Source organism: Streptomyces monticola, from assembly GCF_042665355.1.
Lineage (GTDB): Bacteria > Actinomycetota > Actinomycetes > Streptomycetales > Streptomycetaceae > Streptomyces > Streptomyces monticola.
This window is the reverse complement of the sequence record NZ_JBHTCF010000008.1, coordinates 180,468-199,577: the sequence shown is the minus strand read 5'-3', so window position 1 is coordinate 199,577 and position 19,110 is coordinate 180,468. Positions and strand designations below refer to the sequence as shown.

15 protein-coding genes are annotated in these 19,110 nt (G+C 69.5%); 3 read left to right on the top strand and 12 right to left on the bottom strand.

Features of this window, described 5'->3' with window-relative positions; all coding sequences use genetic code 11:
* Positions 1–4 precede the first annotated feature (4 nt).
* From zwf to pgl, 3 genes are read left to right on the top strand one after another with little or no spacing between them, the layout of a single operon-like run.
* Entirely contained in the window at positions 5–1,540 is a 1,536-nt protein-coding gene (zwf, locus tag ACFQVC_RS20500; RefSeq protein ID WP_381832010.1) for a glucose-6-phosphate dehydrogenase, read from the top strand.
* Positions 1,537–2,610, top strand: a complete 1,074-nt coding sequence (gene opcA / locus ACFQVC_RS20495) for a glucose-6-phosphate dehydrogenase assembly protein OpcA (RefSeq protein WP_381832008.1) — start codon at positions 1,537–1,539, stop codon at positions 2,608–2,610. Before zwf ends, opcA begins: the two co-directional genes overlap by 4 nt.
* Entirely contained in the window at positions 2,607–3,392 is a 786-nt protein-coding gene (gene pgl / locus ACFQVC_RS20490; protein ID WP_381832006.1) for a 6-phosphogluconolactonase, read from the top strand. The genes opcA and pgl overlap by 4 nt, the downstream gene beginning before the upstream one ends.
* A 109-nt stretch (positions 3,393–3,501) precedes the next feature.
* On the opposite strand, the gene pgi is transcribed toward pgl, so the two are convergent.
* From pgi to uvrC, 12 genes are all read right to left on the bottom strand, one after another.
* Positions 3,502–5,154, bottom strand: coding sequence for a glucose-6-phosphate isomerase (gene pgi, locus ACFQVC_RS20485; protein ID WP_381832004.1), 1,653 nt, complete (start codon positions 5,152–5,154; stop codon positions 3,502–3,504).
* 107 nt (positions 5,155–5,261) lie between these two features.
* Complete coding sequence (locus ACFQVC_RS20480) at positions 5,262–6,494, bottom strand: MFS transporter (RefSeq protein ID WP_381832002.1); 1,233 nt, start codon at positions 6,492–6,494, stop codon at positions 5,262–5,264.
* A gap of 139 nt (positions 6,495–6,633) precedes the next feature.
* Positions 6,634–6,969: an RNA polymerase-binding protein RbpA gene (locus tag ACFQVC_RS20475; protein ID WP_003976875.1), complete on the bottom strand. Its 336-nt coding sequence runs from the start codon at positions 6,967–6,969 to the stop codon at positions 6,634–6,636.
* A 196-nt stretch (positions 6,970–7,165) separates the two neighbouring features.
* The gene (gene secG / locus ACFQVC_RS20470) at positions 7,166–7,396 is read right to left on the bottom strand and encodes a preprotein translocase subunit SecG (protein ID WP_282542781.1); all 231 of its coding nucleotides are present in this window, start codon (positions 7,394–7,396) and stop codon (positions 7,166–7,168) included.
* 109 nt (positions 7,397–7,505) lie between these two features.
* Entirely contained in the window at positions 7,506–8,282 is a 777-nt protein-coding gene (tpiA, locus tag ACFQVC_RS20465) for a triose-phosphate isomerase (protein WP_381831999.1), read from the bottom strand.
* 6 nt (positions 8,283–8,288) lie between these two features.
* The gene (locus ACFQVC_RS20460; protein ID WP_381831997.1) at positions 8,289–9,500 is read right to left on the bottom strand and encodes a phosphoglycerate kinase; all 1,212 of its coding nucleotides are present in this window, start codon (positions 9,498–9,500) and stop codon (positions 8,289–8,291) included.
* A gap of 115 nt (positions 9,501–9,615) precedes the next feature.
* Positions 9,616–10,623, bottom strand: a complete 1,008-nt coding sequence (gap, locus tag ACFQVC_RS20455) for a type I glyceraldehyde-3-phosphate dehydrogenase (protein ID WP_381831996.1) — start codon at positions 10,621–10,623, stop codon at positions 9,616–9,618.
* Between the two features lie 186 nt (positions 10,624–10,809).
* A complete protein-coding gene (locus tag ACFQVC_RS20450) occupies positions 10,810–13,788 on the bottom strand; it encodes a M14 family metallopeptidase (protein ID WP_381831995.1) in 2,979 nt (992 codons plus the stop codon).
* A gap of 191 nt (positions 13,789–13,979) precedes the next feature.
* A complete protein-coding gene (gene whiA / locus ACFQVC_RS20445) occupies positions 13,980–14,969 on the bottom strand; it encodes a DNA-binding protein WhiA (RefSeq protein ID WP_381831994.1) in 990 nt (329 codons plus the stop codon).
* Positions 14,960–15,976 carry a gluconeogenesis factor YvcK family protein gene (locus ACFQVC_RS20440; protein WP_381831992.1) on the bottom strand — a complete coding sequence of 339 codons (1,017 nt, stop codon included), beginning with the start codon at positions 15,974–15,976 and terminating at the stop codon, positions 14,960–14,962. Before ACFQVC_RS20440 ends, whiA begins: the two co-directional genes overlap by 10 nt.
* Complete coding sequence (rapZ, locus tag ACFQVC_RS20435) at positions 15,973–16,908, bottom strand: RNase adapter RapZ (protein WP_381831990.1); 936 nt, start codon at positions 16,906–16,908, stop codon at positions 15,973–15,975. Before rapZ ends, ACFQVC_RS20440 begins: the two co-directional genes overlap by 4 nt.
* Positions 16,905–19,106, bottom strand: coding sequence for an excinuclease ABC subunit UvrC (uvrC, locus tag ACFQVC_RS20430; RefSeq protein WP_381831988.1), 2,202 nt, complete (start codon positions 19,104–19,106; stop codon positions 16,905–16,907). The genes rapZ and uvrC overlap by 4 nt, the downstream gene beginning before the upstream one ends.
* Positions 19,107–19,110: the final 4 nt, after the last annotated feature.

Genomic DNA, 19,110 nt, shown 5'->3' with positions numbered 1-19,110 from the left:
GACCGTGTCCCCCACAGTCGACGGAGCCAACCCGCTTCGTGACGCACTTGACCGACGGCTCCCGCGTATCGCGGGGCCGTCGGGCCTGGTGATCTTTGGCGTCACGGGCGATTTGTCCCGTAAGAAGCTGATGCCCGCCGTCTACGACCTGGCCAACCGCGGGCTCCTGCCGCCGGGCTTCTCGCTCATCGGCTTCGCCCGCCGCGAGTGGCAGGACGAGGACTTCGCGCAGGAAGTGCACGACGCGGTCAAGCAGCACTCCCGGACCCCTTTTCGTGAGGAGGTCTGGCAGCAGCTCATCCAGGGCATGCGGTTCGTGCAGGGCACCTTCGACGACGACCAGGCCTTCGAAACCCTTCGCGGCACGATCGAGGAACTCGACAAGGCACAGGGCACGGGCGGCAACTTCGCCTTCTATCTGTCGGTGCCGCCGAAGTTCTTCCCCAAGGTCGTGCAGCAGCTGAAGAAGCACGGCATGGCCGACCAGAACGACGGCTCGTGGCGCCGCGCGGTCATCGAGAAGCCCTTCGGGCACGATCTGACCTCCGCGCAGGAGCTCAACGCCATCGTGCACGAGGTCTTCAAGCCCGACCAGGTCTTCCGTATCGACCACTACCTCGGCAAGGAGACCGTCCAGAACATCCTGGCGCTCCGCTTCGCCAACACCCTCTTCGAGCCGATCTGGAACCGGTCGTACGTCGACCATGTACAGATCACCATGGCCGAGGACATCGGCATCGGCGGCCGCGCCGGGTACTACGACGGCATCGGCGCCGCCCGTGACGTCATCCAGAACCACCTCCTCCAACTGCTCGCCCTGACCGCGATGGAGGAGCCCTCCTCCTTCGACGCGGATGCGCTCGCCGCCGAGAAGACCAAGGTCCTCGGCGCGGTGAAGCTGCCCAAGGACCTGTCCAAGGACACAGTCCGCGGCCAGTACGCGGCCGGCTGGCAGGGCGGCGAGAAGGTCATCGGCTACCTCCAAGAGGACGGCATCGACGCCAAGTCGAAGACCGACACCTACGCCGCGGTGAAGCTGGAGATCGACAACCGCCGCTGGGCGGGCGTCCCGTTCTATCTGCGCACCGGCAAGCGCCTCGGCCGCCGCGTCACCGAGATCGCCGTGGTCTTCCAGCGCGCCCCGCACTCCCCCTTCGACCACACCGCGACCGAGGAGCTGGGGCACAACGCCCTGGTGATCCGGGTGCAGCCGGACGAGGGTGTCACCGTGCGGTTCGGCTCGAAGGTGCCCGGCACCTCGATGGAAGTCCGGGACGTGTCCATGGACTTCGCGTACGGCGAGTCCTTCACGGAGTCCAGCCCGGAGGCGTACGAGCGCCTCATCCTGGACGTCCTGCTCGGCGACTCGAACCTCTTCCCGCGCACCGAGGAGGTCGAGCTGTCCTGGAAGATCCTCGACCCGATCGAGGACCACTGGGAGAAGAACGGCAAGCCCGCGCAGTACGCGTCGGGCACCTGGGGCCCCGTCGAGGCGGACGAAATGCTCGAACGAGACGGACGGAGCTGGCGTCGGCCATGAAGATCGACCTTACGGACACCACAGCCAGCAAGGTCAACAAGGCCCTTGTGAAAGGCCGCCGTGCCATCGGCTCCCCCGCCGTCGGCATGGTGCTCACGCTGGTCATCGTCACCGACGAGGAGAACGCGTACGACGCCCTGAAGGCGGCGAGCGAGGCCTCGCGCGAGCACCCCTCGCGCACCCTCGTCGTCATCAAGCGGGTCTCGCGCTCGCCCCGTGACCGCACCTCCTCGCGTCTCGACGCCGAGGTACGGGTGGGCGCGGACGCCGGCACCGGCGAGACGGTGATCCTGCGCCTGTACGGCGATGTCATCAACCACGCCCAGTCGGTGGTCCTGCCGCTGCTCCTGCCGGACGCCCCGGTGGTCGTGTGGTGGCCGGTGAACGCACCGCTCGACCCGGCCGGCGACGCGCTCGGCGCGCTCGCCCAGCGCCGTGTGACCGACACCTACTCGGCCGAGCAGCCCATCCAGGAGCTGGCCGGACGCGCGGACACCTACACCCCCGGTGACACGGACCTGTCCTGGACCCGGATCACCCCGTGGCGTTCGATGCTGGCCGCCGCGCTCGACCAGGTGACCTGCCAGGTCACATCGGTCGAGGTGGAGGGCGAGGAGTTCAACCCGAGCTGCGAGCTGCTCGCCATGTGGCTCGCGGACCGGCTCGACGTCCCGGTCAAGCGCTCGCTCTCCAGCGGCCCCGGTCTGACAGCCGTCCGCATGGAGACCGACTGCGGTCCGATCGTCCTGGACCGCGCCGACGGCTCCCTGGCGACGCTCTCGATGCAGGGCCAGCCGGACCGCGCGGTGGCGCTCAAGCGGCGCGAGACGGCCGAGCTGATCGCGGAGGAGCTGCGCCGGCTCGACCCGGACGACACCTACGCCTCCGCGCTGAAGTACGGCGTGGACCGGCTGGGCGAGCCGGCCGAGGCGAAGACGGTCCCCGCGGCCACGGCTTCGGGCCCGGACTCGGCCGACGGCACCGCGGCCGCTCCCGCCAAGAAGGCCGCCAAGGCCCCTGCCAAGAAGGCCGCTTCGGGCTCCGGATCGACCAAGGCGGCGTCCAAGTGACCACGGCACCGCAGCTCGTCGTCCACCGCGACAAGGAGCTGATGGCACAGGCCGCGGCGGCCCGGCTGATCACGAAGATCGTGGACGCACAGGCCGCCCGCGGCTCGGCGTCCGTGGTCCTCACCGGCGGCCGCAACGGCAACGGTCTGCTGGCCGCGCTCGGCGCGTCCCCCGCACGGGACGCGATCGACTGGTCCCGGCTCGACCTGTGGTGGGGCGACGAGCGCTTCCTGCCCGACGGCGACCCGGAGCGCAATGTCACCCAGGCCCGCGAGGCGCTGCTCGACTCGGTGCCGCTCGACCCGGCCCGGGTTCATCCGATGCCGGCCTCGGACGGCCCGTACGGCGGTGACGCGGACGCCGCGGCGGAGGCGTACGCCGCCGAACTGGCCGCCGCCGCGCAGCCGGAGAACCACGCGGAGGCACCCTCCTTCGACGTGCTGCTCCTCGGCGTCGGCCCGGACACCCATGTCGCCTCGCTGTTCCCCGAGCATCCGGGGGTACGCGAGACCGAGCGCACCGTGATCGGGGTGCACGGGGCGCCCAAGCCGCCGCCGACCCGAATCTCCCTGACGCTGCCCGCGATCCGCTCCGCCCGCGAGGTGTGGCTGCTCGCGGCCGGCGAGGACAAGGCGCAGGCCGCGGCGATCGCCCTCTCGGGGGCGGGCGAGATCCAGGCCCCGGCCGCGGGTGCCTACGGCCGCTCGCGCACGCTGTGGCTCCTGGACTCGGCGGCGGCGTCCCAGCTGCCGCGGGATCTGTATCCCCCGGCGTCGCCATGATCAGCCTGTCCTGGGGGCACCTCACAGCGGTAGCTGGGGGAGATTGAGGACGTTACGGGAAGGGGCGGGACCGGGGAGGAAATCCCCGGTCCCGCCCCTTTTCTGCGCCTCAACGCCCGCGCAGCTCCCGGTACTTGGCGACCAGGGCCTTCGACGACGCGTCGAGCCCCGGCACCTCGGCCCCCTCCGTCAGGGCCGGCTCCACCCGCTTGGCGAGCACCTTGCCGAGCTCGACACCCCACTGGTCGAAGGAGTCGATGTTCCAGATCGCGCCCTGCACGAACACCTTGTGCTCATAGAGGGCGATCAGCTGCCCGAGCACGGACGGCGTGAGCTCACCGGCGAGGATCGTGGTCGTCGGGTGGTTGCCCTGGAACGTCTTGTGCGCGACCAGCTCCTCAGGAACGCCCTCGGCCCGCACCTCGTCCGGCGTCTTGCCGAAGGCCAGAGCCTGGGTCTGGGCGAAGAAGTTGGCCATCAGCAGGTCGTGCTGGGCGACGAGACCGGGCAGCAGATCGGCGACCGGCTCGGCGAAGCCGATGAAGTCGGCCGGGATGACCTTGGTGCCCTGGTGGATCAACTGGTAGTACGCGTGCTGCCCGTTGGTGCCCGGCGTGCCCCACACCACGGGTCCGGTCTGCCACTCCACCGGGTTGCCGTCACGGTCCACCGACTTGCCGTTGGACTCCATGTCCAGCTGCTGCAGATACGCGGTGAACTTGGACAGGTAGTGCGAGTACGGCAGGACCGCGTGCGACTGGGCGTCGAAGAACGCGCCGTACCAGACGCCCAACAGGCCCATCAGCAGCGGTGCGTTGGCCTCCGCGGGCGCCGTGCGGAAGTGCTCGTCGACGAGGTGGAAGCCGTCGAGCATCTCGCGGAACTTCTCCGGGCCGATGGCGATCATCAAGGACAGGCCGATCGCCGAGTCATAGGAGTAACGGCCGCCCACCCAGTCCCAGAACTCGAACATGTTGGCCGTGTCGATACCGAAGTCCGAGACCTTCTCGCCGTTCGTGGAGAGCGCCACGAAGTGCTTGGCGACGGCCTCCTGCCCGGCCCGCAGACCGCTCAGGAGCCAGTCGCGCGCCGAGGTGGCGTTGGTGATCGTCTCGATCGTGGTGAAGGTCTTGGAGGCGATGATGAACAGCGTCTCCGCCGGGTCCAAGTCCCTTACGGCCTCGTGCAGATCGGCCCCGTCGACATTGGAGACGAAGCGGAACGTGAGCTCACGCGCAGTGAAGGAGCGCAGCACCTCGTACGCCATCGCAGGGCCCAGGTCGGAGCCGCCGATGCCGATGTTCACGACGTTCTTGATGCGCTTGCCCGTGTGGCCCGTCCACTCGCCGGAGCGGACCTTGTCGGAGAAGGCGCTCATCTTGTCGAGCACGGCGTGCACATCCGGCACCACGTTCGCCCCGTCGACCTCGATCACCGCGTCGCGCGGGGCGCGAAGGGCGGTGTGCAGGACGGCGCGGTCCTCAGTGGTGTTGATCTTGTCACCGCGGAACATGGCGTCCCTGAGCCCGGCGACATCGGTGGCCGCGGCCAGCTCCCGCAGAAGCTGCAGGGTCTCGTCCGTGACCAGGTGCTTGGAGTAGTCGATGTGCAGATCGCCGATCTGCAGGGTGTAACCGCCGCCACGGTCGGGGTCCGCGGCGAACAGCTCACGCAGGTGCGCATCGCCGAGCTGCTCCCGGTGTTTGGCGAGTGCCGTCCACTCCGGCAACTGGTTGAGCCTGGTGCGGCTTGCTGCGTTCATCTCGGACTTCAGCCTTCTCTCTGCCCTAAGCCTGCGAACTTCCCCGCTGCCCTCCCAACCTAATTGATCAGGGAGCGGTATGAGCTGTCTGTCCCCTGTCGGCCGACTTAAGGACAAGTGGCGGCGGACTTGAGCGCGGGCAACAGCGCGGCGACCGCGAGCACGAAGAGCGCGGCCGCGAACAACGCCGGGGTGTTCAGTCCCCACGCCGCCGCGAGAGCCCCGCCGAGCAGCGCTCCCAGCGGGGCGCCGCCCAGGGACAGAGTGCGGAAGGCGGCGCTGATGCGGCCGAGCATGGCCACGGGGGCGCGCTGCTGCATGAGGGTCACCTGGTTCACGTTCCACACCATGCCCATGAACCCGAAGACGACAAAGCTCGCGGCCACCGCCCGGACGCTGTGGGCCGTGCCGATGACGAGCAGCGGCACGATCTGCACGCTGCCCGCGAGGAACACGCTCCGTATTCGGCCGAGGCGCCGCTCCACCCGGCTCGCGCAGAAGCCGCCGACGACACTGCCCACGCCGTACGCCGACAGACACAGGGCGTACGCCGTCTCGCTCCCGCCGAGCCTGCCGGTGACGAGCAGGACGAGAGTGGCGATGAGGCCGCCGATGCCGATGTTGCACAGCGTGGTCGCCACGCACAGGCCGCGCAGCGTCCGGTCCCGCCACAGCACCCGCAGGCCCTCGGCGATGTCGGCGCGCAGGGTGCCGTGGAGACCGCCCCGCGCCCCCGCGCGCGAAGCGCTGACCGGCAGGGAGGCGATGAGGGCCGCGGCGAGCAGATAGGTGGCCGCGTCCGCCGCATAGGGCATCGCGGCGCCCAGAGCGAGCAGCACGGGCACCAGCGGCGTCGCGAGAAAGGCGCCCGCGACCTGCTGTCCGGTCTGCAGACGGGCGTTCGCACTGCCCAGGCCCCCGGCATCCACCAGGGCGGGCAGGAGGGCCGTGGCGGCGTTGTCGAAGAGCGTCTGGAGGGTGGTCAGGGCGAAGGCCAGGACGATGAGCAGCCCGATCGTCGCCGCGCCCTGGGCGACGGCCACGGCGAAGGCGGCGAGCAGCAGTCCCCGTACGAGATCGACGACCCACATCGCCCGGCGCTGGTCGACCCGGTCCGCCACCGCGCCGCCCACCAGGCCGAAGAGGATCCACGGCAGATAGCCGGAGGCGGTGACGAGGGCGACGAGCAGCGGCTTGTCCGTCAGCGAGGCGGCGAGCAGCGGCAGCGCGGCGATCCGCAGGGCGTCACCGAAGCGCGAGACGACCGCGGCGGTCCACAGCCGCCCGAATCCGCCGCGCCACGACGGCGCCTGTGACCGCACTGCTTCGACTGCCGGCACAACTCCCCCTTTTGGTCCGCTGCTTCAAGACCGTACGGGGCAGCACTGACAATCGGTGCCGCGCCGGGGACGAGCCCGGGACGCGGCGCAAAACAGCACCGGCCGGAGCACCCGAAGGTGTCCGGCCGGTTCTCAACTTCTAGATTTCGCCCCGGAGTTTGGCCAGGGCCTCGGCGAGAATGGCCTCGCCGTCCGCGTCGCTGCGCCGCTCGCGCACATACGCGAGGTGTGTCTTGTACGGCTCGGTGCGCGGCGGGTCCGGTGGGTTGTCCCGGTCCTGCCCGGCCGGGAATCCGCAGCGCGGACAGTCCCAGGTTTCCGGGACCTGCGCGTCGCTGGCGAAGCTCGGCTGCGTCTCGTGCCCGTTGGAGCACCAGAAGGAGATGCGCAGGCGCGGCGCGGACTCGCCCCGCTCGGCCTCGCCCATCGGCCCCGCTCCGACCCGACTTCCTCGGATCGCGTTGCCACTTGCCACGGTCGTAACTCCCTGCGTAACAGTGCTGCACAGCGTCTAACCGGCGGCTGCGCCGCGGGTGCCCCAGTCTACGTAAGGCCCAACGCGCGTCCAGTGATTGGAGTTACACCCCCACCTCGAAGACGCACGGCCATGATAAGCCGCGCATAAAAGCCGTGCGGCAAGAGTTACGTCAAAGCCGGACAGCGATAACGCGTCAGCTGTCCAGCTTCATCAGCAGACCGAGCACGACAATGCAGGCGAACCAGAGCAGACCGACCACGACGGTGATCCGGTCGAGGTTGCGCTCGGCCACCGAGGAGCCGCCCACGGAGGACTGCATACCGCCACCGAACATGTCGGAGAGGCCACCGCCCTTGCCCTTGTGCATCAGCACGAGCAGCATGAGCAGCCCGCTGAAGACGATCAGGGCAATCGAGAACCCCATAACCACGGCTGAACCAACTTCCTCGGACGTGTACGGACGACGGGGGCCCGGGCTCGGAATTGAGCCTCAGGCCCCCGCAAGGGTACGACGGATCCGCTCTACCGCATACTCACTGGTCGCGGAAGCGGACGATCTTGACGAACTCGTCGGCGTCCAGGGCCGCGCCACCGATCAGGGCGCCGTCCACATCGGCCTGCGCCATGATCGCGGCGACATTGCCGGACTTCACGGAGCCGCCGTACTGGATGCGCACCTTGTCGGCGAGCTCCTGGTCGTACAGCTCGGCGAGCCGGCCACGGATGGCGCCGCAGACCTCCTGGGCGTCCTCGGGGGTGGCGACCTCGCCGGTGCCGATGGCCCACACCGGCTCGTACGCGATCACGATGGACTCGGCCTGCTCGGCCGGGACCTCCTTGAGGGCGCCGTCGAGCTGGTTCAGCGTGTACTGGACCTGCTGCCCGGCCTTGCGGATGTCCAGGCCCTCACCGACGCACAGGATCGGGGTCAGGCCGTGCTTGAAGGCGGCCTTCACCTTGGCGTTGCAGAGCTCGTCGGTCTCGTTGTGGTACTGACGGCGCTCGCTGTGGCCGATGGCCACGTACGTGCACTTCAGCTTGGACAGCATCGGGCCCGAGATCTCGCCGGTGTACGCGCCGGAGTCGTGCGCCGAGATGTCCTGGGCGCCGTACTTGATCTTGAGCTTGTCGCCGTCGACCAGGGTCTGCACGGAGCGCAGGTCGGTGAAGGGCGGCAGAACGGCGACCTCGACGGCCTCGTAGTCCTTGTCGGCGAGCGCGAAGGCGAGCTTCTGGACGTGCGCGATGGCCTCGAGGTGGTTGAGGTTCATCTTCCAGTTGCCCGCCATCAGGGGCGTACGCGTGCTCATTAAGGGTCAGTCCTCCAGTGCGGCGAGGCCGGGCAGGGTCTTGCCCTCGAGGTATTCGAGGGAGGCACCGCCACCGGTCGAAATATGGCCGAACTTCGTCTCGTCGAAGCCCAGGTTGCGGACGGCGGCGGCGGAGTCGCCACCGCCGACCACCGTGAAGCCCTTGCTGTCGAGCAGGGCCTGTGCGACTGCGGTCGTGCCGCCAGCGTAGTCGGGGTGCTCGGCGACGCCGACGGGGCCGTTCCAGAACACCGTCTCGGCGTCGGTGATCTTCGAGGCGAACAGCTCACGGGACTTGGGGCCGATGTCCAGGCCCTCCTTGTCCGCGGGGATCTTGTCCGCGTCGACGGTGTCGAAGTCCGCCGGGGCCTTCGTCTTCAGGTCGGGGAACTCGGTGGAGACCAGGACGTCCACCGGGAGCACGAGCTCAACGCCGTTCTTCTCGGCGCGGTCCATGTACTCCTTGACCGTCGGGACCTGGTCCTCCTGCAGCAGCGAGATGCCGACCTCGTAGCCCTTGGCCTTGAGGAAGGTGTACGCCATGCCGCCGCCGATGAGGAGGCGGTCGGCCTTGCCGAGCAGCTCGTCGATGACGGCGAGCTTGTCGGAGACCTTGGCGCCGCCGAGCACCACGGTGTAGGGGCGCTTGACCTCCTCGGTCAGCTTCTTGAGGACGCTGACCTCCTTGGCGATCAAGTAGCCGGCGGCGTGCGGCAGTCGGGCCGGCAGGTCGAACACCGAGGCGTGCTTGCGGTGCACGGCGCCGAAGCCGTCGCCCACGTACACGTCGGCGAGCTCGGCGAGCTGGTCGGCGAAGGCGCCGCGCTCGGCGTCGTCCTTGGCGGTCTCACCGGCGTTGAAGCGCAGGTTCTCGATGACGGCGACCTGGCCGTCGGTGAGACCCGCGACCACGGACTTGGCGGACTCGCCGACCGTGTCGGTCGCGAACGCCACGTCGGCGCCGAGGAGTTCGCCGAGCCGCTTGGCGGCGGGGGCGAGCGAGGAGGCCGGGTCCGGGGCGCCCTTGGGGCGACCCAGGTGCGAGGCGACGATCACGCGTGCGCCCGCTTCGGCCAGGGCCTGCACGGTGGGCTGTACGGCGCGGATACGGCCGTCGTCGGTGATGGTGGTGCCGTCCAGCGGCACGTTGAGGTCGGCGCGGACGAAGACCCGCTTGCCGGCGACCCCTTCGGTGAGAAGTTCGTCGATCGTCTTCATGACTCAAGGACTCCTTGGAAGCTACAAGCAACAGCTACGGGGCCCGGACGGCGCTGAGTTGCGCTGCCCGAGCCCCGTAGCTCACATCGAGGTGCCTGTCCGTATCAGCGACGGATCAGAGCTGGCCACCGACGAAGGTGGTGAGGTCGACGAGTCGGTTGGAGTAGCCCCACTCGTTGTCGTACCAGCCGAGGATCTTCACCGTCTTGCCCTCCTGGACCATGGTCATGGAGGAGTCGAAGGTGCAGGAGGCCGGGTCGCTGACGATGTCCGAGGACACGATCGGGTCCTCGGTGTAGTACAGGTAGCCCTTGAGCTCGCCGTCGGCGGCCTTCTTGAACGCGGCGTTGACCTCGTCCTTGGTGACCTCACGGCCGAGCTCGACGACCAGGTCGGTGGCCGAGCCGGTCGGGACCGGAACGCGCATGGCGATGCCGTCCAGCTTGCCCTTCAGCTGCGGGAGCACCAGGGCGGTGGCCTTCGCGGCACCGGTGGTGGTCGGAATGATGTTCTCCGCGGCGGCACGGGCGCGGCGCAGGTCCTTGTGCGGGAAGTCCAGGATGCGCTGGTCGTTCGTGTACGCGTGCACGGTCGTCATCAGGCCCTTGACGATGCCGAAGTTCTCGTCGAGAACCTTGGCCATCGGCGCCACGCAGTTGGTGGTGCAGGAGGCGTTGGAGATGACGTGGTGGTTCGCCACGTCGTACTTGTCCTGGTTGACGCCCATCACGATGGTGATGTCCTCGTCCTTGGCCGGAGCCGAGATGAGGACCTTCTTCGCGCCGCCGGCGATGTGCTTCGCGGCGTCTTCCTTCTTGGTGAAGATGCCGGTGGACTCGATCACGATGTCGACGCCCAGCTGACCCCACGGGATGTCGGCCGGGTTGCGCTCGGACAGCACCTTGATGGTGTGACCGTCGACGGTGATGGTGTCCTCGGTGTGGGTCACCTCGGCCTTGAGCCGGCCCAGGATGGTGTCGTACTTCAGCAGGTGCGCCGTGGTCGCGGTGTCACCCAGGTCGTTGACCGCTACGACCTCGATATCCGCACCCTGCTCCAGAAGCGCCCGGAAGTAGTTGCGGCCGATGCGACCGAAGCCATTAATGCCTACGCGGATCGTCACGAACCGATCTCCTCGTTGGTACGCCGGTCTGTCCGCCGGCGAGCTGTATGGGATGTCCCCGACCGCCTCCGACCCTACCTCTCCCGAGACGTTCGGGTGACATCGAGCGGGTCCGTCCGGGTCGCGGCGGCCCATGCTCATCTGAGCAGCACGGGCCGCCGGGACCTAGGTCCTCGTCACACAGCGTCAGCGGCGCAGCGAGGTCAGCGCCTTGCCCAGAAGACGGGCCCGGTCGGCGCTGCCGGGGACGTGTTCGAGACCGAATCCGAGCAGCACACTGTCACGCGCAGTGACCGCGGCGAAGGGCCGGTAAAGCTCTCCGGTCCTGGACCAATCGCCTGTGATCTGAGGACTTCCGGCCGGAGCGCCGGCGGCGGTCCACAGACCGAGGGAGCTCTCGAAGCCCTCGGTCTCACGGGCGGCCCCGCCGGCCACAAAGGAGACGTCGTCGGCGAAGACACCGCGGCCGCCGCTGCCCGGGTCGGTGATCGAGCTCAAGGACAGCTCGACCTTCTTTCCGGCGTAGGCGCTCAGGTCGAAGGCGACCTGCTTCCAGCCGCCGGACGAGCCGGTGAAGCTGTTCCAGGCGCCGCTCGTTCCGGAGGCGGTGCAGCCGCCCGCGGTCTGCGTCAGATAGTGGCGCAGGAAGGGATGGCCCGCGATGAAGTACCCGGCCTCGCACTCCTCGGGCACGGTCATCGAGGTGCTGCCGCCCTTGTCGGGCAGCGTCGTCCAGTCCTCGGCGCCCACGGTGTGCGCTTCGAGCACCGCGTGGTCGTAGCCGGGTTCGGTGTTCCAGTTGAGGGCGAGACGCAGTTCGGGCGCGTCGGCCGCGGTGACCCCGGTCAGGTCGAGGGTGCGGGTCAGCCGCTTCCAGTCGCGGTCGTTGTGGGTGGCGGAGGCCATTCCGGTGCCCGTGCGGGGGGCGTACGGATTGACCGTGCCGGGGTACGAGCCCGCGGCCGCGCTCTTGAACTGCGGGAACTGCGCGGGCGGCAGCGAGTCGGAGGTGACGGTGTAACGGCCCGCGCTGTCCAGCGGGTTGCCCTCGGCTCCGGCGAGCGGCGTGCCGGTGTCCGCGAGGGGGCCGCTGCCCGTGAAGGACGTGGCGCCCGGCGTGGCGAGGCGCTCGTAGGCACCGAGGTAGTACTGCGCGAAGTCATTGGACACCGCGCGGCCGATGCGGGTGTTGCCGCCCGCCCGCTCACCGGCCTCGATCAGCTTGCCGCCCTCGTTGAGGTAGGCGCGCAGGGCGAGTTGGGTGGGGCCGCCGGGTGCGGGGTCGCCGGTGTAGTGCACGACGGCGGAGAAGTGGCTCAGGATGCCGAGGGGGTGCGGGGCGCCCTGTGTGGCTACGTCCCAGACCACCGCGTTGCGCCCGGTCGACTTGAGGGCGTCGACGTACTTCTGGGCGTGCTTGGCCTCGGCGCCCTCTTCGGCGACCACGAGGACCGCGCCCTTGCCGCGTTCGGCGACGGTGTACGTGAAGTGCTCGCTGGCGGTGGGCTTGCCCTGCTTCGTCCGGCCGGTGAACCAGACCTCGACCTTGTCACCCGGATCGACTTCTTCCACCTCGGCCCGGTACTCGTCGAAGTAGAGGTTGTCCTCGCCGCCGTAGGTCTCGCCGCCCTCCCAGGGCTCCAGCTTCTGGTCCCAGGTACGGCCGCCGTTGATCCGGTAGTTGAGCTCCTTGTCGCGCACCGACTTGCGCGCGGTGACCGCCACTTCCTGCTCGCTTCCGCGGGCGTACGAAGTGGTGAAGGCGTCAGGTGTGAAGTCCGGGGCGTCGATGCCGACCGGCGACGACGGCTGGTCGGGGTGCGTCGCGGACTCGGCGACGGCGAGCGCGAAGGGCACGTTCTTCGCGAACTCGTCCTGGATCAGCTTCTCGTCGTCCGGGAACGTGAAGATCGACGCGCAGTCCTCGGCCTTCCAGGCGTCGTTCGGGTCGAGGTTCGACACGGTCTGGCAGGTGGACAGCTCCGGGGTGAACATGGCGATGCCGTTGACATTGCCGGCGTGGCCGTCGGCCTCGCCGTTGGTGGTGTAGAGCTCCGAGGCGACCTGCGGCCGGTAGCCGGGGATCGCGGGGTTCTCGGGCGTGCCGGCGAGCGCCTTGTAGAGCACGTCGTCAGGGGTCGGCATGGCGACCTGCCAGCCGACGCCGTAGAGGATCAGCTCGGCCGCGGAGTGGTAGTTGATGCCGTACGCGAAACCGATGCGCTTCTGGAAGCGGTCGAGGGCGACGGTCTCGGGCTCGGACAGCGCGGCCGTGCCGCGGTAGGTCTCGGAGGAGAAGTCGGGGGACGAACCCTCGTTGTCGTAACCCCACTTGTAGGCGAAGTTGCGGTTGAGGTCGACGCCGTCGGCGGCGGTGTGGGTGCCGTCCTTGTCGTTGTCGCGCATGTTCTTGCGCCACTGCCGGCCGTCGGGCGTGAAGGTGTAGTCGTAGCCGTCGGGGTTGGCGGAGAGCACGAACCACAGCTCGGTCGAGTCGACGAGCTTCGTGATCCGCTCGTCCTTGCCGTAGCCGTCGAGGTAGTGGTGCATCAGGCGCCGGGTCATCTCCGGCGTGATCCACTCACGGGCGTGCTGGTTGGAGAGGTACAGGACGCTCGGCTTGGAGCCGTCCTTCACCTTCTTGGCGCCCTTGGTGAGCTTGAGCGCGAGGATGTCCTCGCCCTTGAGCGACTTGCCGATGGAGACGACCTTGGTGAGGCCGGGGTGGGCCTGCCCGGTCCTGACGATCTCCTCCTTGAGTCCGCCCTTTCCGCCGTACGGCCTGAAGACGCCGTCCCCCGCGGCCTTCAGCCGGTCCTCGGCCCTGGCGGAGATCTTGTGCTCGGCGAGGTCGACGCCCTGTTTCCGCAGCTTCCCCGCCTGGGTGTCGGTCAGGTACACCTCGACGGTGGCGGTGCCCTTCTCCGGCGCCTGCTCGGACAGTTCGTGGGCGTCCTGCCCGGCCTTGAGGAGCAGCGGCACCTGCTCCTTGGTGACCTCGGCGCGGAAGACCTTCACGGCGTCGGCCGCGGGATCGTCCGCCGACGGCGCCTCGGCCTGGGCCAGTGGTGCCGAGAGCAGGCCTCCGACCAGCAGCGCGGCTGCGGCGATGACTGCTCTCGCGCCGGCTCTCCGGCCGGGTTTCCGGCCTTCGTTTCGTCTCATGAGCCCCCCTTGCGGTTGTCCGCACATTTGTGCGCGGACGCCCAGGCTCGTGAGGCAGCATGATCATGTCAATATGGCGGATGGGCCATGACCGTACAGAAAAGCCGTCGGTGTCCGGAGAGATCCGGACACCGACGGCTTCTGTGCTGGGATGCGTGCGGGTGCGGCGCTGCGGTCCGCCCCGGGGAGGGTCAGCCGACCATGTTGTCGGCCATCTCCTCCGTGATGTTGGACTCCGTACCCGGAATCCCCAGGTCCTGCGCCCGCTTGTCGGCCATCGCCAGGAGACGGCGGATCCGGCCCGCGACCGCGTCCTTGGTCAGCGGCGGGTCGGCGAGCGCGCCCAGCTCCTCGAGCGAGGCCTGCTTGTGCTCCATACGGAGCCGGCCCGCGGCCGCGAGGTGCTCGGGCACCTCGTCACCGAGGATCTCCAGGGCGCGCTGCACCCGGGCGCCCGCGGCGACCGCGGCCCGCGCGGAGCGGCGCAGATTGGCGTCGTCGAAGTTGGCCAGGCGGTTGGCGGTGGCCCGCACCTCCCGGCGCATCCGGCGCTCTTCCCAGGCCAGCACCGACTCGTGGGCGCCGAGCCGGGTCAGCAGGGCACCGATCGCGTCACCGTCACGGACGACCACACGGTCCACGCCGCGCACCTCACGGGCCTTGCCCGCGATGGAGAGCCGGCGGGCCGCGCCGACCAGGGCGAGCGCCGCCTCCGGGCCCGGGCAGGTCACCTCGAGCGAGGAGGAGCGGCCCGGCTCCGTCAGCGAGCCGTGGGCCAGGAACGCGCCCCGCCACGCGGCCTCCGCGTCACAGGTGGCGCCGGAGACGACCTGTGGCGGCAGCCCGCGGATGGGGCGGCCGCGGCCGTCCACCAGGCCGGTCTGGCGCGCCAGTTGATCACCGCCCGCGACGACGCGTACGACATAACGCGAGCCGCGCCGCAGTCCGCCCGCGGCCATCACCATCAGCTCCGAGCTGTGCCCGAAGATCTCCAGAATGTCCTTCTTGAGCCTGCGGGCCGCCATGGCCGTGTCCAGCTCCGCCTCGATCACAATGCGGCCGCTGACCAGGTGGAGGCCTCCCGCGAACCGAAGAATCGCCGAGACCTCCGCCTTCCTGCAGCAGGTCCGGGTGACGGGAAGCCGGGAGATTTCGTCCTTCACCGCTGCCGTCATCGCCATGGGCCGATCCTTCCATGCATCCGAAAAATACGGTCGTACGCGGCGGCCAACAGCTCCGGGTCGTGCGTCGGAGAACCGTCGGTCCTGGCCACAGGGGCCAGCTCGACCGCGGCTCCGAGACGCTTGGCTGCATCGGTCAGACTGTCGCGGTCGGGCACGGCGGCCTCATCGGCCAGCACCACGTCCAGGGCGAGTTTAGGGGCGTGTCGTCCCAAAACCTCCAAATGACGCTGCGGTGAGAAGCCATCGGTTTCTCCGGGTTGCGGCGCGAGGTTGAGCGAGAGGACTTTGCGGGCCTTGGTCTCGGTGAGCGCGTCGAGCAGTTCCGGCACCAGAAGATGCGGGATCACCGAGGAGAACCAGGACCCGGGACCGAGCACCACCCAGTCCGCGTCGAGCACCGCGGCGACGGCCTCGGGCACGGCGGGCGGGTCGTGCGGGACGAGGTGCACGGACTGCACCTCGCCCGGGGTGAGCGCCACGGTGGCCTGGCCGCGCACCGTGTCGACGTCGTCCGGCCGGTCCGGGTGGTGGCCGCGGACCAGGGCCTGCAGTTCGAGCGGCACCGCCGACATGGGCAGCACCCGGCCGTGCGCGCCCAGGAGCTTGCCGACCAGGTCGAGGGCCTGGACGTGGTCGCCGAGCTGCTCCCACAGGGCGACGATCAGCAGATTGCCGACCGCGTGTTCGTGCAGATCGCCCTTGGACTGGAAGCGGTGCTGGATGACGCGGGACCAGGTCTGGCCCCAGTCGTCGTCGCCGCACAGCGCGGCGAGGGCCTTGCGCAGATCGCCGGGGGGCAGCACACCGAGCTCGTCGCGCAGCCGGCCGCTGGAGCCGCCGTCGTCGGCGACGGTCACCACAGCGGTGAGGTCACCGGTGATCCGGCGCAGCGCGGTGAGCGAGGCCGACAGGCCCATACCGCCACCGAGCGCGACGACCTTGGGCTGGGCGGACCGCCTGCGGCTGATGCGGGCGATCCGGACCCGTCGGGCTCGGGGACTCACTCGCGCCCCATGTCCCGGTGGACGACGACGGTCTCCACGCCCTCGGTGGCGAGGCGGGCGGCGAGCTTCTCCGACATGGCGACGGAGCGGTGCTTGCCGCCGGTGCAGCCGACAGCGATGGTCACATAGCGCTTGCCCTCGCGGCGGTAGCCCGTCGCGATCAGCTGGAGCAGCTCGGAGTACTGGTTGAGGAACTCCTTGGCGCCCGGCTGGTTGAAGACATAGCCCGAGACCTCCTCATTGAGGCCGGTGTACGGGCGCAGCTCCGGGACCCAGTGCGGGTTGGGCAGGAAGCGGCAGTCGACAACCAGGTCGGCGTCGACCGGCAGGCCGTACTTGTAGCCGAACGACATCACCGTGGCGCGCAGTTCGGGCTCTTCGTCGCCCGCGAACTGGGCGTCCATCTTGGCGCGCAGCTCGTGCACGTTGAGGCTCGAGGTGTCGATCACCAGGTCGGCGTCGCCGCGCAGCTCGCGCAGCAGGTCGCGCTCGGCCTCGATGCCGTCGGTGATCCGGCCGTCGCCCTGCAGCGGGTGCGGGCGGCGCACCGACTCGAAGCGGCGCACCAGGGCCTCGTCGGAGGACTCCAGGAAGACGATCCGCCGCGTGACGTTCTTGGACTCCAGGTCCGCGAGGGACTCCCGGAGGTTGTCGAAGAAGCGCCGGCCGCGGACGTCCACGACGACCGCGATACGCGCCACATTGCCCTGCGAGCGGGCGCCGAGCTCCACCATGGTGGGGATCAGCGCGGGCGGCAGGTTGTCGACCACGAACCAGCCGAGGTCCTCCAGGCACTTGGCCGCCGTGGAGCGGCCCGCGCCGGACATACCGGAAATGATCACCAGCTCGGGGATCGCCGCCTCGGCTGCTTCGCCGGGCTCGATGGTGGTGCCCGTACTCACCTGTGCTCCGTCTTCGTCGTGCTCGGTCATGTTTCCTGCCCCCGTCTCTCCGAGGCTCCCGTGGGCACGGGGGCCTCCGGGGCGTCCGCCGTCGCGGCTGCCCCGTCCTGCGAGGTCTCCGCCGGTGCGGCTGCCCCGTCCTGCGGGGTCTCCGCTGTCGCGGGTACCCCGTCCGGCGAGGGATCCGCCGATGCGGGTCCCTCACCCTGCGAAGCTTCCGCCGGTGCGGGCGCCTCGTTCTGCGAGGCGTCCGCGTGTGCGGGTGCCTCGTCTTCAATGATCTCTCCGGTCGCGGTGTTCACCGCGGGAGCGGCCGGGGCCGCCCCGGCGAAGGCCGCGGCGATCGTCTCGGCCGTCTTGCGACCTATCCCGGGCACCTCGCAGATCTGCTCAATTGTGGCGGATCGCAGCTTTTTCACCGAACCGAAGTGCTTGATGAGCGCTTGCTTACGGGTTTCGCCCAGGCCGGGCACGGCATCGAGGGGACTCGCGCGGAAGCGCTTCGTCCGCTTGGTGCGCTGATACCTGATGGCGAAACGGTGCGCCTCGTCCCGTACACGCTGGAGCAGATACAGGCCTTCGCTGGAGCGCGGCAGGACCACCGGATCCTCCTCGTCCGGCAGCCAGACCTCCTCCAGACGCTTGGCGAGACCGCACACCGCGACGTCGTCGACACCCAGCTCGTCCATGGCCCGCTTGGCGGCCGCCACCTGCGGCTGGCCGCCGTCGACGACGATGAGCTGGGGCGGGTACGCGAACTTCTTGGGGCGGCCGTCCTCCTCGGTGAGCCCCCCTTCCGAGGACTCCTCGGCCCACTCCCCCGTCTTCTCCTTCTCGGCGAGATAGCGCCGGAAGCGGCGGGTGATCACCTCGTGCATCGAGCGGACGTCGTCCTGGCCCTCGAAGCTCTTGATCTGGAAGCGCCGGTACTCGCTCTTGCGGGCCAGGCCGTCCTCGAAGACCACCATGGACGCCACCACGTCGTCGCCCTGCAGGTGCGAGATGTCGAAGCACTCGATACGCAGCGGCGCGCCGTCCAGGTCGAGGGCCGCGGCGATCTCCTCGAGGGCGCGGGAGCGGGTGGTCAGGTCGGAGGCGCGCTTGGTCTTGTGCAGGACGAGCGCCTGCTGGGCATTGCGCTGCACCGTCTCCATGAGGGCACGCTTGTCACCGCGCTGCGGCACCCGCAGATCGACACCGCTGCCGCGGCGCTCGGCGAGCCACTCCTGTACGGGGGCCACCGGGTCGGGCAGCGCGGGCACCAGGACCTCCCTGGGCACGGCGTCGCCGCTCTCCTCGCCGTAGAGCTGCTGCACCGCGTGCTCGACCAGGTCGGCCGTGGTGACGGCCTCGACCTTGTCCGTGACCCAGCCGCGCTGACCGCGCACCCTGCCGCCGCGGACGTGGAAGATCTGCACGGCCGCCTCCAGCTCGTCCTCGGCGAGGGCGATCAGGTCGGCGTCCGTGTCATCCGCGAGGACTACGGCGCTCTTCTCCATGGCGCGCTTGAGCGCCTCTATGTCGTCGCGCAGCCGGGCCGCCCGCTCGTACTCCATCTCCTCCGCGGCCGCCGTCATGTCCTTCTCGAGGCGGCGCAGATACGCACCCGTGCGGCCGGCCATGAAGTCGCAGAAGTCCTCGGCCAGTTCACGGTGGTCCTCGGCGCTGACGCGGCCCACGCAGGGGGCCGCGCACTTGCCGATGTAACCGAGCAGGCAGGGGCGGCCGGTGCGGGCGGCGTTCTTGAACACTCCCGCGGAGCAGGTGCGTACGGGGAAGACGCGCAGCATCAGGTCGACGGTCTCGCGGATCGCCCACGCATGGCCGTACGGACCGAAGTAGCGGACGCCCTTCTTCTTGGCGCCGCGCATGACCTGGACCCTCGGGAACTCCTCATTGAGGGTGACAGCGAGGTAGGGATAGCTCTTGTCGTCGCGGTACTTGACGTTGAACCGCGGGTCGAACTCCTTGATCCAGGTGTACTCCAGCTGCAGCGCCTCGACCTCGGTGGAGACCACGGTCCACTCGACGGACGCGGCGGTCGTCACCATCGAGCGGGTGCGCGGGTGCAGATTCGCCAGGTCCTGGAAGTAGTTGGCGAGGCGCTGGCGCAGACTCTTGGCCTTCCCGACGTAGATCACCCGGCGGTGCTCGTCGCGGAATTTGTAGACCCCGGGAGAGTCGGGGATCTGTCCCGGCTTGGGGCGGTAGGTGGAGGGGTCTGCCATGCCC